Source organism: Candidatus Spechtbacteria bacterium, from assembly GCA_016188605.1.
GTDB lineage: Bacteria > Patescibacteriota > Minisyncoccia > Spechtbacterales > JACPHP01 > JACPHP01.
Genome location: JACPHP010000006.1, coordinates 11,557 through 28,944, shown reverse-complemented (window position 1 = coordinate 28,944; position 17,388 = coordinate 11,557). Strand labels below are relative to the sequence as shown.

Genomic DNA, 17,388 nt, shown 5'->3' with positions numbered 1-17,388 from the left:
GCGATATTGATCCCGTAATTCGTGGTTCCTGTTCCACTCAAAGCTCCCACGTTGATTCCGTAGTTTGTTGTTCCTCCCGTGGTTACTACTCCGCCGAGGTTTAATTGAGCGTTGGTTGTGGTGGTGGCTGATGTCAATACTCCTGTTGAGATCTGGTAATTGGATGTGGTGCCTCCTGTCATGGTGCCTAACTGCAGGCCGTAGTTGGTTGTTCCGGTGGTGGAGATGTTGCCTACGGTAACTCCCGCTCCTGTGGCTCCTGTTCCCGAGATTGCTCCAATGGCAATGCCTGTGTTGGCAGTGGTGCCAGAGAGTGCGCCGATGTCAATGCCTGTTGCAGTTGCAGAGCTGTTGGTGCCAATGACCATTCCCTTGGAAGTGGTGGCTCCCGAGAGGTTGCCGATGTTCATGCCGTAGTTGGTGGTGGCAGCTCCCGAGAGAGCTCCGATGCTCATGCCGTAGTTCGTGGTTCCTGTGGCAGTGCTAGCTGCAATATTGATTCCGTAGTTCGTGGTTCCCGAACCTGACAAAGCTCCAACGTTGATTCCGTAGTTTGTTGTTCCTCCGGTTGTTACCACTCCTCCGAGGTTGAGCTGGGCATTGGCAGTGGTGGTGGCTGATGTCAATACTCCTGTTGAGATCTGGTAATTGGATGTGGTGCCTCCTGTCATGGTGCCAAGGAGGAGTCCGTAGTTGGTAGTTCCTGTGGTAGAGATGTTGCCTACTGTAATGCCTGTGCCTGTGCCAAGAGCGCCGGAGATGGTTTGCCGTGGTGCCTGACATGGCTCCGATGGTGAGGCCATTGGCGGTGGCAGAACTGTTAGTGCCGATGGTAATACCATTTGAGGTTGTGCCGCCAGAGAGATTGCCGATGGCAATGCCTGTGTTGGTGGTGGCGGCGCCAGAGAGCCCTCCGATGTTGAGCGCGGTGGATGTTGTGCCTGTTGAGGTAAGAGTGGCGATGTTAATCCCGTAGTTAGTTGTTCCAGAGCCTGACAAAGCTCCCACGTTAATTCCGTAGTTTGTTGTTCCTCCGGTTGTTACCACTCCGCCGAGGTTTAATTGGGCGTTGGTTGTGGTTCCTCCGGTTGTTACCACTCCTCCGAGGTTAAGCTGGGCGTTGGTTGTGGTGGTGGCCGAAGTAAGTATTCCGGTGCTGATTTGGTAATTGCTGGTTGTGCCTCCTGTCATGGTGCCAAGGAGGAGTCCGTAGTTGGTAGAAGTTGCTCCCGCGGAAGAAATGTTACCAATATTAACTCCGGCTGTAATTCCTCCTCCCGCGGCATGGGTACCGGATAATGCTCCAATGTTCACTCCATACTGGGTTGCTCCTGTGTTTGTAAATGCTCCAATATCTACTCCTGTTCCTGTACCACTTGCTCCTGAAAGATGTTTGCCGTGGTGCCTGACATGGCTCCGATGGTGAGGCCATTGGCGGTGGCAGAACTGTTAGTGCCGATGGTAATACCATTTGAGGTTGTGCCGCCAGAGAGATTGCCGATGGCAATGCCTGTGTTGGTGGTGGCGGCCGTAGAAATGGCATTGACATTGATTCCATAATTTGTGTCAGCGCCCGAGGCTTCAACAAAAACTCCGTAAGCAGTCTGCGTTCCTCCGGTATTTCCTGTGGCAGCAAAATATCCGCCATAAATGTTATGCGTTCCAGCTGCGTCTGTTATCCCGTCGTTAGTAATCTGCGCGCGCAATCCGTACAATGTTTTATTGCCAGAGGCGGAAGCGCCATTATGATCTACTAGAAAATCAGCTGCGTAAAGCGTGTCCCCCGTGGTTGAGGATGAAGTTACTGTCTGATATATGCCAGTTCCAGTTTTAGCGGCATTGCCTGTTAAGGTTAACGTTCCGTTGTAGTTGTACACCGTATTGTCTAGTACGGTTCCGTCGGAAATATCTAAATCAATGCCGGAAAAATTGTCGGCGGAAGTATTGGGATTATGGGTTAGATTTATATCAATTGCTTCGTTGGTGGATCCGTCGGCGGGAGCGTAAATTGCTGCAATATCAATCACTTCACCCGTAGTTAAAGCGTCGGAGGATATGGTTAATGTATTGCCAGAGTTAACGGAATTGGCGGTGATGGCAAAGCCAGTGCCGGTGGTTACGCCGGTATTAAAAGCCAGTGTAGTCGCCACGCTAGTATTGCCCAAAGTAATCGCGTCGGCAGTAGTAGCGCCCGTGCCGATATTAATAGTGTCAGCGCCAGATCCAGTGCCCAAGTTTACAATTCTTGTTATGCCGTCGGTTATTCCTAAATTCAATGTGGACGCTGAACCGCCGACAGAAAGAGTGTTCACGGTAGTATTAAAAACAGTAGCCGCGGTTGTTGTTGAAGTAATGTCCGCGGATGTCGCGCCATTAACCGCAAGATCGCCAGTCACTGTAACATCTCCTTCGGAAGTATCGTCGGCAATGCTAAACAATATATTAGTGCCATCGGTAACAGACAAAGTGCCGGTATTGCCAATAACAAGAGTTGGGGTTGTATCAACAAACAGTATGTCAGCATCCCACCCAGAACCTATTTGAATCGCATTTTCCGTACCAGCTCCAGCAGAAGTTAAATTGGAAATGTTTACGCCATTTAAAGTTCCTGCGGCTGGTCCTGACGTTGTCGGAGCGATAACATCAATGCCATTCATAGTACCCGCCGTCACTATTGCTCCTGATGCCGGAACCAAAACTCTCACTCCCGAAGCGGTTACCGATCCTCCTGCGGACTGCGTAATAATAGGCAAAGTGATGTTCGCGCCCCTCCAAACAAATGAACCAGCCGTGCCATTGGTTATTGATCCCGCTGTTCCTAAATTAAATCCTGTGTAGACAGTAGCATTACTTGTGGTAGAGGCAACAGGAAGCGCCAAATCATATCCTGTCACACTCTGCCCGGCTGAAGGAGTGATGAGGTTATCGTTAAGATTTAAGGATATTCCAGTAATAGCCGCCGCTCCTTGTGTAGTTGCCTCGCCTGAAAAATCAGCGTTAATTAAAGTTCCTGAAACCCAAGCGTTATCCAAAGTAAAATCAAGATATGTGCCTATTGTTTGCGGATCAATTGTCACCGCGCCAGTAGCTCCCGTGATATCAAAATAGGTTAAATCAATGCTTGCAGTCGTGCCGGTGATAGTATTATCTCCAATAGAAAGGGAGTTGGTATAATTTGTGTCAGTAATAACTATGGCCGTAGTTTGGTCGGCAGAAGCAGACATTGTTAAAATGCCAGTTGATGCCATAGACCAATCATCTCCTCCAGTTAAAGCAAGTGTTGTTGAGGCATTGGAATTACCAATGGCAATAACATCGGCCGCTGTTCCGTCAGTGCCAATGTTGATCGTATCGGCAGCAGTTCCGGTTCCAAGGTTTATGGTTTTAGCGATATTGGCGGTAAAAAGATTGCCGATAGTAGATACGGAACCAACGACTGGCAGGTCAATGGTTACAGAAGCAGCAGAGTCGGAGGTAGAAATGTTGATATAGTTATTAGTGCCTTGTTGGACATCCAAAGCATCTGCCAAATTATCTGGCAGATTAGCTGTAATTCCTGCAGTGGATATGGCAGTTAGCGTGATGCCGTCATCGCCGGTAACAGTGAGAAGACCATTGGATGTTGACCACGTAGAGGCATTGTTAGCAGTTAGAGTTAGCGGTTGAGCGGCTCCCGCAGCCACAGTTAAAGCTCCTCCCGTAGAGCCGGTAATACTTGCCGCTCCGTCTGCATCTACAAAAGTAATGTCGCCAACTGACGAGAACTGAATAGAGTCTGTTCCATCTCCGATCTCCAGGGGAGCAGAAGGAGTAGCAACGCCTATGCCGACATTGCCTCCGGCAAATATTGCTGCGTAATTACTGCCCGCTCCAGTGGGAGATTCTACATAAAGCCCATATTGCGTGGATGTTCCATCTGTGTCATACGTGCCGTTAGCTACATACAACCCATATCCATTGACTGTTCCCCCGGCTGCCACATCCGCTATTACTTTAGAATACACGCCATAAACATTGGTGGTGCCTGCCGTGGATTCTGCTCCGGCTGATGGCTGTGAACGAAGTCCGTAAACATTTCTTGTTCCCGCTCCCGCCATAATGCCTGTCACGTCAGTGGTTAAATCCAAAGAAACCAATGTGTCCGCCGTGGTTGAAGATGAAGTTACTGTCTGATACACACCAATTCCAGTTTTAGCGGCATTGCCTGCTAGAGTAAGCGAGCCGTAATATCCATAATCTGTATTCGCGGAAGATGTGGAATCTGTGGCGGCTTGATAAATGCCATATCCTGTAACGTCTGCCCCTGAAAAATCTGGCGCGAGACTGATAAGCTTTCCGGACGAACCGACGTCAGAAATAAGAGACAAAATATTCCCCGTGATGCCCGCGGAAGAAGGACCGGTGATTACCAAACCGTCCCCGGACGTAAGCCCCGAAGCAGAAAGACGGGCAAGCGCTCCCGTTGCCGCTATCGCGCCCGTTGATGAAACACTTAAACCCGTGCCTGTGGTAAGAGAATTAGCGGTAATTCCAAGCGCGGTGCCTGTTGTAACTCCGGAGCTGAAAGAAAAAGCTGTGCCCGTGGCATCGCTTGATGTTGCGGTTATATTACCCGAAGGTAACGCAAAATTACCAGCATTAAGAGTGAGGTCGCCCCCGGTAAGCGTGAGACCATCCGCCATCTCCGCATGATCTTTCAGTGAAATTATGGCAGATGATAAAGATTGCCCCGACAAAGGCGTTACATCAAGAATAATAGAAGCTCCTTGAAGAAAAACTCCTTGTGCTGATGCCAGCATAATGACGCCTGAATCCATTGTCCGCAAATTAAGATTAGTGCCGCTTTGTTGAGGATAAATATTTTGAATTGTGATGTTCTCTGAAGAACTGTTAATATTTTGCAACTGCCCATCTATACGCAGAACATCAGACGTGACTTGCGCCAGGTCTGATTTTAATTGAGTAAGGTCGGGAGAGGGTTGCGAAGAATCGGGAAAGATTGCAGGTGGCTGTTGCTGATCGCTCGGCGGTTGTTCGCCGGGTACCTGCACAATGACTGGCGGGGGTGGAGGCGGAATTTGTTGGATGGTTTCCTGCAATGCTATGACGGACTGATTGGTTTGTTGCTGATATGAAACAACTTCACTGGAAAGCTGACTCACTATTTCTGTGAAGCGTCGCACGTCAGCAGGTGTAACAGTGGTTGTTGATATATTTGTATAGGGGAAATATCCAGGGAGTAGCACTTCGGCAACGCGCAGATACGATCGCCCCCACGATGCATATAAACTGTTGTTCAACTCGTTGTATTGTTTTATTGTATACTTGAAAGGCGCGGTCACAATTTGATAAGTTCTATCATTGGCTCGTGTATATAGTTTGGCAAAGCTAAATGTTCCGGCGGAAACTGAATTGCGCACGCGATCAATAACTGCAGATAAAATACTTTGTGTTTGTTCTTGCGCAAATTGCATTGATTGCCCGCTTTGCGCTGTAAAATCAGAAACAGATAGATTCCCGAAATATGCCGTGTTTTGAACATCGTTAAATGGAGAAAAACCAGAACCAGAAATAGATGCTATTAAATTATCGCCACCAACAACAACAAACTCATTCACTCCCCGTTGAATATCGCCTAGCCCATTAACCAAATTTATGACCAATAAAAAAATATTGGACTGTAAATTACTAGCAATAGCATCTGCCACATCACTAGCATCGCCGTTAACGACACCCGCGTATACCCATTTCAAATTATCCGGCAAATTAAATACAGAATTAGAAATCTCGGATGCTAATCTCGGCATCCGAGATTCGTTTATTTGATACCATATTTCCATACCTAGGTTTGCTACGTCTAGTTGCGCGTATCCTCCTGACAATAAATTATTCGTTGCGCTTGTTGCAATGCCGTGTGTAGCAAATCCACCGCCAACAGTCAGCCCCAATAATGAAACTATCAAAACTATTTTTTTCAAATGATAAACTTGAACGTAAATGGGAAGGGAAGCGATTCTAATAATGCTATTTAAGCGTGACGACAGCGACAATATGCTATTCCTTACGTATCTGCCTGCGACTGCTAGCGGATGATTCTCAACTAATGGCCTAATTCGTATTGATTCTTTGATTGATGGAATCTTTGATTCAATTGGCGCATCGTCTGATGATATTGTTTCTGCGATGGCTGTTTTGTTTACAAAAGAGGCAATAACACTATCCTGACGCATTACAAATTTAAGGCGCTCCGGGCTTTGGGTGGTGAGAAAATTATATATTTCTTCGCGCGTAGTAACCCAGTCACGACCAACCTTTTCTCCTTGCATTTTCTTTCCACGGATAAGCTGACCAAGATAATCTTGGGTGTAGCCAGTTAGCTTTGCAGCTTCGCGAAGTGTGATCGATGACTTCATTATTTTTAAATCGTTAAATGCTCTTTGTTTATTGATATCTCGGATATCTCGGATACCCGAGATATCACAACTACCATAATATTATACCAAGAATACAAATTTATATTATAAAAAACTGTGGATAACCTTGATAAGATCACTAATGCAAGACATCATAAAAACTCTCCGCCTAAAGCGGAGAGTTTTTATGAAAAATGATTCAAAAAACGTCAGGGGGGTGCCCAGAGGGAATCGGACCCTCGTCATCGGAGCCACAATCCGAAGCTTTGCCACTAAGCTATGGGCACCCCTTTGATGTCTTATATTTAATATACCTAAATAACCTTCGTTTTAAGAAATGGAGACAAATACGGCAATAGCCTCTTTTGTTCTTCGGACGCCAAATATTTAAATCCCATAACTTTTCCATAGCACGATTTAGCTCCACATTCGCAAGAGAAATCTGTACCATATTTTTTCATGTCCAGCTCTGTGGTGCAATAATTAAAAGTTATCTCTTCATCTGCGACGATATCCTTGATGGCAACAAACTTCCGATTCTCAATGTCACAGTGCGTATTAGGGCGACAACTGTGATTTATGAAATCTTCAACTACCATATACTCGGAATCTAGAAAATTATTATTATCAATCTGTACTGCCTCCTTGCTTGACCTTTCTACGGGCACCGCCTTCCCACTCATTTTGATAACAACCTCTCCATCTTTAAATCCTCGATTTGCAAGTAGCGATAAACCCTTACCGTAGCAATATACAAACTTCAAACCCTTACCGCGCAATTCAAAAAGTTTATTTTTTTGCTTTATTAACATAGCACGTAAATATATCTTAGGGGCGCTTTTTACACCTCTGCACAAAAATAAAAATTACATTTCTATTTTTGTGCCCTTGGAGGGAATCGGCTACAAATAAATTTCCTGACGGAAATTTTTCGCAGCCCGCCCCTCGCGGCGCTAGCCTTTCGCCCAAGGCGAAAACTAGCGCATCGCTGCGGGCTCCGATTCCCTCACGCACGCAAATAAATTTGCTTGCTCGCGTGCACAAAAATAAAAATTACATTTCTATTTTTGTGCCCTTGGAGGGAATCGGACCCCCAACACGCGGCTTAGAACGCCGCTGTTCTATCCATTGAACTACAAGGGCAAAATAACTTGTGTATCTTGCTAAATAGTCTCGCTTCGTCCCGTCGCTACGGGACTGCGCTCGAGTCAACATTAAAGGTGCACTGGGAAGTTTAAACGGCTCGGCGCCTCGCTATGCGCTCGAGTCAACATTAAAGGTGCACTGGGAAGTTTAAACGGCTCGGCGCCTCGCTAATAAAGCGAGAGGCCTCGCCTAAACTTCCCGACAAAAGCCAAGCAGTTGGCTTTTGTCCTATCCATTGAACTACAAGGGCAATGTACCTTTGCGTCTTCTATATATACTATACTTAACCTTTAACAAAATTGGTAGCTTTGTGAGCTACCAATAAACACGATTACGATATTTTACTACATTTTGAAATATTTGCAAGGGATTGTATTTATTTCTACTTAAATGGATCGCGCACTCCCAAATCGACCTGTCTGTTCTTCTGACTATCAAGGCGCTCCAATACCTTATGTAGAGACGACACGTTTACGTTAGTAAATTGCACATCTGCCTGGTAAGATTCTTTGGTTATTCTATAGGCAAAAATATACATTATAATTAAGCCGGCCATAACGCTAGCTACAATGCCTGCTACGAATATCCTGCCGCCAAAATTAGCAAAAAAATAAGAGAAACGATTGGCAATGCGTAAAATTCTTTTTCCTAGTAATGTATTCATATAATAGATTATGGTGCCGGAGAAAAAACTTTCATCACAAATATCGCTTGAAGCTGCGGAGAAGATGTGATTGGAACGGATACAGCTGCGTTTTTTGATACAGCGGCGGCGCGGATGGTGAGGCGCTGTACTTGAATGAAGTAAGGCAAATGCTCAACATCATTCACGAACTGAAAGATATTTGCAAAAGTTCCTGTCAGGGAAATTGTCAGCACGGTTCCTGGCAAAATTGGCGCGGCGGTTTCACCTCCCGAATTGACCACCGATCCCTTTGCTGACTTTGATGAAGGGATGTCTTGAATTACCGCGACGCTATACGAGTTATTGGTATCTCTTGCCTTGCCCTCTAGCTGCACTAAGAGATTCAAGATCGTATCGCCACCAACAAAGCTGCTATTCACCCCATCTACATCCGCGCTCACTTTTTTATACGATTCCAACGACTGCTCGTATTTTATATTTTTCTCTCCGAATTGGTTTATCTGTAATCTTAAGTCTGCGTATTGCGTCTTTGCATCATTAAAACCAGATACGATAAAAACCACTCCTACGGCGAGGATTGCAGCCCAAGCAATAAAAGAGATGCCTGCTAATACAATTAATTGCGACGGTTTGCCAGTCATATTATTGTGTCGACTGAAGAGTGATGAAGAAAGAAAACTGAACGTTCTCCGGCTTGAGTAAATTGGTTATAGGCGCATTAATATCATGAATAATTTGCGACTGGGATCGCAAATTTTGCTCAAACGATAAAACGTCCTCGCGCTTGGCGGCAATTCCGCCAATAGTCAAAGTCCTGTTTAAACTATCTAGATCAAATATATTTAATGTTACACCGCTCGGAATAATTGTTTCTATTACAGACATAAGGGCAGCTGCATTATATGAAGGCTGCAAACTTATATTATTCGCGTAAGTAAGGGCGGAATTGATTCCTTTAACGTTCTTCTCCAGAGCGGCAATCTTTTTTGCGGCATCAGTGTTTTCCTCCACCGAGAGATGCTGCTGTAATGCTGAATTTTGAATTGATAGATACGTCCAACCCTGCGCCACTAGAAAGAAAAAGACAAACGTCCAGACCGACAACGACACAAACACAAGCGCAAACATGCGCAGATTTGCGTCGCGCCTAATTCTGGCTTGATACTCTTGGGGGAGGAGGTTGAGAATAATCATAGCTATAATCAACGAATAACGAATGACATAAGAATATGCAAATACTACATCGCAGTTGATTCGTTTATTCGTATGTCATTCGTTATTCGTTGATGTTATTTATCCCGCGCAGCGCAAGGCCGATAACAGCCGAAAAACGCACTGCTTGCCTTTGAGATATTTGGGGGATTTCGCGCATCGGTTGGTCTGTAACATTCGCCCAAGGATTTGCAACCTCCACGGAGATATTTAACATTGACGCAAGATATTCAAGCAGTCCTGGAATAAGCGCTCCCCCGCCAGCTACGATAAGCAGCGAGAGCTTCGTGCTGTAGCCATGCTCGTGCTCCGCGTGACTGTTATAAAACTGTATATATTTTTCAATCTGTTCTTTTAGATCAGTGAGAACAGGAACAAGCAATGTAAAAACCGCGCTGTGTTCGGCTGATTTGTTAACTCCGATTGAAAAAAGGATGCGCTCTGCCTCTTTTGCTTCCAAGCCAGACGCGACGAGAGGCTTTATAAAATTCTGTACGGATAGAGGAATAAATGACGTGAACCTAACGCATCCCGCGGAATGGATGACCAAACGCGTACGTATTGCTCCGATATCCATAAGAATAACCGGGTCATTTTGTTGGCGAGCAGAAACGAGACTTCGCGCTATTGCCACAGACTCCGGCTCTATTCCAACGAGGTGGAGATCGGCTCGTTCCACCGCCCGTATGTACTGCTCGACAGTATCCTTTGGCGCTGCGGCGACCAGCACATCAAGATGTTGCAGCTCTTTTGGCTTGTGTATGGGCGGAATAATTTGATAGTCAAAATAGGCATTATCAATAGATATTGGTATATTGGATTCTGTTTCCCATTTAATTGCTTCCGCAAGCTCATCTTTGCTCATTTGAGGCAGCTGAACTATGCGCAAGAATACTTCCTCCTCGGGCAACGCTACAACAACGTGTGGGGATATAACATCCCGCGCGCTTGCGAGAGCGGCCGAGATTTCATTTGCTAATTTATCAAGCGAGAGCACTTTCCCCCTTTCTACGATTCCGGCAGCAAACTCATGTTCGCCAAAAGCATCAACTTCATAAGCATTTCTTATTGGCTTTAGACTAACAAATTTCAAAGATCTATCAGAAATATCTAGCCCAAAAGCCCGTGGGATGATGGTGAATAGCTCGTTTAGTTTTCCTAAAGAAAAAGCCATGCATATATTATATCATAATTTAACTCATTAACGCTGAATTACGAATGGCATGATATTAATTATTTATACAGAGGTTTTGAATACAGAATACAGGAACTACTAACGTACGGCAGCGAAGACTCACCCCTGTATTCTCTCGTCAATAACATAAAACTCCCCGAGCGGGGAGTTTTATGTTATTGACGACCTACTTCGTAAACGGGAATATGTCCTGGAAATTTTTGACAATGATTTGAAGTACCGTTTGATCTTGTCTTGGAGTCAAGATAGTAAATGTTCTGGATGTTGTCTCATTGCCAGCCGCGTCTTTGGATTGCGCGGAGAAGCGATACACTGTAGCAGGTCGGAATTGCGTAATAACCACCAAATGGTCGGTTGTAAGATCAGCAAGTAGCGGCGTGGTACGTTCAAGCGCTTTGTTCTCCGACGATCCCTCTTGCCATGTCACCTGGCTTGTTGCCGGCTCGTCTGTCTTCCAAGAAATAATCGTTTGAATTGTTATGGTTTTACCGGGAACAACCGCGGTACTGGTGCGAATTTGGGAAATCACAGGCGCCTCCTTGTCTTCTCCGGTATTTATGGGAAAAAGTTTTTCAATAACCTGGTTGCCAAACGCGTCTTTGCTTATTACCTCAACATCATATCGAGTGCCAGGGTTAAGGCCTGTAATGGTCACCGCGTGAGATGTCACAAATTCCGGACTACCTTGCACCCTTGATTGATCTGATTGGGCTTTGCCTCCAATAATAGGAGCGTAGCGGACAATGGAATCCGTGGGAAGATTAGTGCTCCAGGTAATAGTTGCGGAATTCTCTCCGATAATCTTTGGCATTGGTTGTGAAATAACTGGCGTTTCCGCGGGAGTGGTAAATTTGAGGTTATCCGATGTCCCTACTTTACCAACGAAACTACTGCTTCGCACTTGATAATAATAGGTGGTCGCGGGCTTAAGGTTTAGAACCCTTACTTCGTGCAATGTTACGCGTTCATCATAATTTCCCACGACTTGCGTGTATGGCTCCTCTCTTGTTTGTTTGTAGTCTTGTACTTCCGCGAAAGCAACCAGAGAATTTGCCCTTTTGTCTGTGTTCCAACGAATCACGGCAGAAGTTGGGCTTAGTTCAATAGTTGGCAGTGGGCCAACTATGCGTGGAGGCAAAATAGCTTTACTGGCCTGCTCAAGAGCATCATTAACAATTTTTGCCGGATCAACACCCCCCACTTCCAAAATTGCCTTAATTCCCTCGGTAATTACGCTTTTTGCCTGTGTCACAACCTCCGCAACCACGGGTGAAGCTGGTGTAATTGGCGAGACGGGCGCAGTTGGCGTTGTTTGCGCCACCTCTTCAACAGGTTTTTGTTCCGGAGCCTTTTGTTCAGCAGCCTTTTCCTCTGCGGGCTTTGTTGTCTCTGGGGAGGATGCTGTGACTAGTTTTTCTTCTGCCTCTGTCTTAAACGTGCGATTGAGAGAACGCGCCAGATTGCCATAGCTATCTTGGCTGGCAACACGATAAGTATACGCGGTTGAAGGTTTCAACCGAGAAATTTCTACCTTGTGCTCCAGAGAAGGATCAAAGTCTCCATCAATGTAAAATACTTTTTGGTCGGAAGTTTTGTATTCCACAAATCCGGTGCTCAATTCGTTAGTGGTCCAGCTAACTAGCGCCGATGCGGAATCCAACACTTTAGCAATGATGCCAGAAATTGTTGGGGAAGTAACATCTTTCATCTCTCCTCCGCCGCCACCTCCTCCTGTAAGCGCGGTTGCCGGAGCAACGGTTGTGAACACATCATCCGCGCTCGTGGCAGAATTATTGGACGCGTCTTTGCTGATAACGCGGTAGTGATAGGTAGTGTCTGAAGTAAGGCCAGTGAGGCGAACGCCGTGAGAAGTTACCGAATCGGTGTTTTCCGTGGTGGAACTTCCATAAGCAGTAGTCAAGCCGTATTCCACCTGGCTGCTGGCTGCTTCGTCTGTAGTCCATATTATAGAAGCAAAGGTTTCTCCTTTGTTCACCGCATCCACCGCGGAGATAACGGGAGCAGTGGTGTCAAGAGTGGTGCTAAAGTAATAATAGCTCCCTCCGTTATCATCAAGCGCGGTTCTTGAGACACTATCTATCGTCGCGATAGAACGCACCCTGAAATAGTACTTGGAAGCAGGGGTAAGGTTGGTAATATTGATGGAATGCTTGGTAGCAGACAGATCAGATGATGCTGTGGCAGAATTAGAAAGACTGGAGTTTGTGGAGTAATCCACATACGAGTTAGAGGAAATATCAGTAGTCCAAGTAACTGTGGCGCTAACGCCCGAAGTGGAGGAAACACTGACAGCGGAAATTACCGCGCCGGGAGTGGTGGTGAAGGGATATCCCGCGCTTGAATTATCGTCTGTAACACTATTTTCCGCGGAGTCCACGGAACGCACGCGCGCTTTGTAAGCAGTGTTAGGTGTAAGGCCGGTAATTGTCACGGAGTGGCTGGTGCCAATGGAAGTATCCTGTTTTGAACTGGCAAAAGAAAGGTCGGTGGAATAATCAACAATAGAAGTAGATTGTTCGTTAGTGGTCCAGGTAACCGTCGCCTGCGTGCTGTAAATTGGGCTAATTGTAACCGTGCTGACAACAGGAGCGGTGGCATCAACACCCGCGGCAAGAGTCGTGGAAAATGTGTTGTCTCCTCCGGTGGTAGAATTGTTGGACCCATCTTTACTAATTACACGATAATGGTGTGTGGTGTTGGCAGTAAGGCCGGTGAGGCGAACGCCGTGAGAAGTTACCAAATCAGTGTTTTCCGTGGTAGTTGCCCCATAGGCGCTGGTCAGACCGTATTCCACCTGGCTAGTGGCTGCTTCGTCTGTAGTCCATATGATAGAGGCAAAGGTTTCTCCTTTGTTCACCGCATCCACCGCGGAGATGACGGGAGCAGTGGTGTCGTTGATAGTGGTGAAATAATAATAGTTTTCCCCGTTATTATTGGTAGAGATGTTAGCTGGGTTAACAGCATCAGCCGAACGCACTTGGAAAAAATATTTTGTTCCCGGGGTAAGCCCAGAAAGAGGAACGGCATGGCTGGTCGCGGGAGTTGATACTGTGGTGGTTGATGATGAAGACAGATCAGAGTTAGTGGAATAATCAACGACTGAATTTGAGGAAGCGTCGGTTGTCCAAACAACTTGCGCGGTAGTATTGGTAATGTCCGTCACACTGACAGTGGAAATAGTCGGGCCGGTGGCAGTGGTAAAAGAATAACCGGCGCCGGAATTATCATCGGTAACAGAGTTAGAAGATGGGTCGGTGGAGCTAATTCTGAATCTGTAAGTGGTAGATGGTGTAAGACCTGTGAGAGTAATTGAGTGGCTTGCCGCCATTGTGGCCGATGTGCTGGGTGTGCCCCAATTAGAATCCGTGGAATACGCGGCAGTAGAATAACGCACCGTGGAATTTGAAAGCTCGTCCGTTGTCCAAGTAATGGTTGCCTGTTGCGTGCCTGGTGTGCCGGCGGAAGGCGCGACTGTAATCGTGGGAGGCGTTGCGTCTGTACCGCCTTGGCCATCTGCTTTGTCATAAACTGACGCGGAATATTTTGATCTGTTTCCATCATTATCTTCCACGTAGATCTTGTAATAATAGGTGGTATTGGCTACTACTGTTTCATCTAAAATGTAGTTGGTCTCAATATCAGTAATGAGACTGCCATATTGGGCATAGCCACTCTCGTCGTTAGTGGATCTCATCACCCTGTAGTGCTTAAATCCTGGAGTTGGAGCGGGATTTGTTTCCTGCCATACAACAAAAATACGGTATTCCGAAGTGGCAACATTGCTTAAATCCCTGATAACCATATTCTGCGGCTGTACCGGAGTAGTGGCGCTCACTGTAGAAGTGGTATTGCCATAGAGATCTTTGTACTGCGCGTATACCGATGACGTAGTGCCTGAAGTAGGTGTCCATGATTTTGTAACGGTAGCTGACAGCGGCGTGTCGCCGTATCCATCAGAATTTGCGTCTGTGCCATAAGCAATGAAGCTTCCTGAATCATCATTAGAGCCATCCGCAGTCAAGCCAGAATTATTGGAAATCTTCATTGACGTAGCGGAATCATCAGTAATTTTAAGCGTCAGTTGATTGTTGGCAGCATCAAGGGCAATAGGCACGATACCGGTGTAGTCCGGGTTCTTGGTGTCTATGGTGATGTTGCTGACTGTGGCAGTAGCGGTATTGCTTACTCCTTCGTTGTCATTAGCAGTTACTCTTACTTGAGCTGACGCGGTATATACCCCTGGGATTTGCGATTTAGCGTCCCAGATAGCTGTGTATTGGGTATATGAAGGGCAGGTAGAAGTAATTGGGTTGCAAACCGTGGTATCAACACTCTTCCTGTCTATGTCTGCCGTACCATTGCTTAGGTATGTTGTTGTAATTGTGTTCCAGCCACTGCCGGTGTTGTATTCAAAGCCGGAAGATGTGTTGTCTGATTGTATGGGGCGAATCTTGCCTGTCATGGAACCAGAGGCAACAGAGGTGTTGTTACTGTTTGTGTCTTCGTCTCTGACAGAGTAGGTGATAGTAGCAGTGCCGTTAGCATTCTCTGATACGGTTACTCCCACTCCTCCGCCAAATGTTGAATCAAATTCTGGCGGAGCGTTGCGGACATAGGTTAAAAGAACCTCGTTAAGCGTAGGGGTGTTTGATAGATCTGTGGTTGCCAGAGTAATTTCCAGTTCGGCGTATCTGTTATCTGTCACTGAAAGCGTGGTGGGAGAGGTTGTGACATCCAACGACCAATCAGTGGGAGAAACAAGATTATTGCTGCCGTCAACGCTGGAAGCGGTGCGTACGCGAAACTTTACCGAGGTGCCCGCTGGAGCAGTGTCTGCCGACCAGCTAAGCGCGCCCCACGTTGAAGTTGCCGAAGCGTCAACAATGAGGCCCGAGACAGTGCCGGACGCGGGATATCCTTCCGCGTTTAGATCGTCAAGATATGCGGTGAAGCCGGAGGTTGCGTCCGTTACCGCGAGCGCTACTTTGGTGATGGCGTCTTTGCTGGCATCCGCTATGCCGGAGATATCCCAGGTTTTTTGTTCCCACGTGTCCGCGGAGTTTATTGTAATATTATATGTATTCTCGGAAGCGCTGCTTTCTCCCATCTGCATCTGCATATATTGGCCGGTGCGGGAGGATTTGATCCAAAACTTAAATAAAGGATGGCTGGATAAATCAAGCGCGGGAGATTTGGTGACGGTGGCGGTGCCAGGGCCAACCGACATTGTTTGGGTTAAAACACCATTGGTCGCACCAGGATTACCTCCAGCGCCTGCGATAACTGTTGGGACAGGATTTATACTAGAATTGTGATAATTAAGTGCTATCCTTCCTCCGCCACCTCCGCCGCCCTTACCAGTACTGTTGGACGTGCCGCCTCTTCCGCCATCGGCATTAACTGTACCAGAAATATTAATGGTATCGGCATTTAAGTTAATCATGCCGCCAGAGCCCCCCCCCCGCTAGACTTTCCACTAGATGAAATATCGACGCCAATATTACCATTAGCATTAATGACTCCTGATACAGTAATCGTGGTGGCACTGTTGATTGTTATACCTCCCCCGCCATTACCACCATTAGAATATCCATCTCCGCCACCATTGCCGTGATCATTAGTACAATTATTATTTCCTCCAGTAATGCTCGAAATACCGGTACCTCCCGTACCTCCAAACCCGCCGCCGCCCCCACCATTAGAATAATTACCCACATTACCCCCACAAGGACCATACCCAGCGCTATAATGTGTTTGACCACCCCTATAACCCTTACCGCCTAGATTAACCGTACCGGCAATTGTCACATTGCCGGTAGCGTTGAGTGTAGCAATCGCAGAAGGTACTGTGGTATAGGGACCATTAATGGTTAAAGAAGTGCCTACAGGAATATCAACAGTGGTAAAGTTAAAGGTGTTTTTGGTGTTAAGATTTATAGTACAGGTGGAAGTTTCTACGGTCCAGGCTAAGCCGGTACCTGTACAGCCTCCTGCACTTCCACCATTGGCCAGATCAATTGCCCCGTCTGATCCGTCTCCTCCGTCAATTACTTCGGCAACAGCCTGCACCATCTTCACACTGCCGGTTCCTTCTTGCTTGTCTGTGGTTTCCTGGGATACGGTAATGTTTGTTCCAGACCATTGCGCGGCGTCATCTCCGTTTTCAACAACCGTGGAAGAAAATGGAAGCTTCACTGTTCCCAGGCTCGCATTAGTGGCATTGCCGGAATCCGCGATAACCACATTGCTTTGCGTGGACACGGTTCCTGTTCCGCCACTTTTATAGTTAAAATCATTGTAGGAAGTCCATGTGTTGGTAAAAGTGGCCGCTCTGCCGACAAGCACTGGCGAGATGATGAGATTAAGAAAGAGACTGATAATAACGACGGAAGACACAATAACTGCCAAAGTGCTGGTGGAGAATAGACGGGCTTTTTCCTGGAACTCCTTATGCGCGTAAAAGGATTCGGTTACCACCTCCACTCTGTTTTGCTGGGTGAAGAAGTTAAAGCTCTCGGTAGGGCTGAAGAGCAGAGAAAGAAAGACACGGGCGGCAAACAGGCGCGTTTGAAGAAAATGGGCTTTTACCTCCTCCTTGGTGAGACGGGAGGAGATGTATCCCTTGATGCGATTATATAAATTAGCGAGAGAGGCTAACATGGGTTACTTAAGTTAAAAGTCTATGATTTAAAATGTCAAAGCTCAAATGTCAAATGTCAAATCAAATCCAAATGCCCTAATGTTAAAAGTTTTGG

Annotated in this window: 10 protein-coding genes and 2 tRNA genes; 1 reads left to right on the top strand and 11 read right to left on the bottom strand. The window is 46.5% G+C overall.

The features are described 5' to 3' along the window. A partial coding sequence (locus HYV65_01070) for a hypothetical protein (GenBank protein ID MBI2462809.1) occupies nt 1-842 on the bottom strand: 842 nt, incomplete at its 3' end. On the opposite strand from HYV65_01070, the gene HYV65_01065 reads away from it, so the two are divergent. Next, nucleotides 830-976, top strand: a complete 147-nt coding sequence (locus tag HYV65_01065) for a hypothetical protein (protein MBI2462808.1) — start codon at nt 830-832, stop codon at nt 974-976. The genes HYV65_01070 and HYV65_01065 overlap by 13 nt on opposite strands. A 379-nt stretch (nt 977-1,355) precedes the next feature. Here HYV65_01065 and HYV65_01060 read toward each other — a convergent pair whose 3' ends face one another. From HYV65_01060 to HYV65_01015, 10 genes are all read right to left on the bottom strand, one after another. Continuing rightward, on the bottom strand, nt 1,356-6,413 hold the full coding sequence (locus tag HYV65_01060) for a hypothetical protein (protein MBI2462807.1): 5,058 nt from the start codon (nt 6,411-6,413) through the stop codon (nt 1,356-1,358). A 216-nt stretch (nt 6,414-6,629) separates the two neighbouring features. Continuing rightward, nucleotides 6,630-6,700: transfer RNA gene (locus HYV65_01055), tRNA-His, on the bottom strand. A gap of 27 nt (nt 6,701-6,727) precedes the next feature. Beyond that, entirely contained in the window at nt 6,728-7,225 is a 498-nt protein-coding gene (locus HYV65_01050; GenBank protein ID MBI2462806.1) for an SET domain-containing protein, read from the bottom strand. A 258-nt stretch (nt 7,226-7,483) separates the two neighbouring features. Then, nucleotides 7,484-7,556: transfer RNA gene (locus HYV65_01045), tRNA-Arg, on the bottom strand. 385 nt (nt 7,557-7,941) lie between these two features. Beyond that, a complete protein-coding gene (locus HYV65_01040; GenBank protein MBI2462805.1) occupies nt 7,942-8,223 on the bottom strand; it encodes a hypothetical protein in 282 nt (93 codons plus the stop codon). 8 nt (nt 8,224-8,231) lie between these two features. Further along, entirely contained in the window at nt 8,232-8,846 is a 615-nt protein-coding gene (locus HYV65_01035) for a hypothetical protein (protein ID MBI2462804.1), read from the bottom strand. A 1-nt stretch (nt 8,847) separates the two neighbouring features. After that, nucleotides 8,848-9,399 (bottom strand): hypothetical protein, encoded by a 552-nt coding sequence (locus HYV65_01030; protein MBI2462803.1) that lies wholly within the window; start codon nt 9,397-9,399, stop codon nt 8,848-8,850. A gap of 82 nt (nt 9,400-9,481) precedes the next feature. Continuing rightward, entirely contained in the window at nt 9,482-10,591 is a 1,110-nt protein-coding gene (gene pilM / locus HYV65_01025; protein MBI2462802.1) for a type IV pilus assembly protein PilM, read from the bottom strand. A 187-nt stretch (nt 10,592-10,778) separates the two neighbouring features. Further along, nucleotides 10,779-16,076 carry a fibronectin type III domain-containing protein gene (locus HYV65_01020; protein MBI2462801.1) on the bottom strand — a complete coding sequence of 1,766 codons (5,298 nt, stop codon included), beginning with the start codon at nt 16,074-16,076 and terminating at the stop codon, nt 10,779-10,781. Further along, complete coding sequence (locus HYV65_01015; GenBank protein MBI2462800.1) at nt 16,073-17,293, bottom strand: hypothetical protein; 1,221 nt, start codon at nt 17,291-17,293, stop codon at nt 16,073-16,075. Before HYV65_01015 ends, HYV65_01020 begins: the two co-directional genes overlap by 4 nt. Nucleotides 17,294-17,388: the final 95 nt, after the last annotated feature.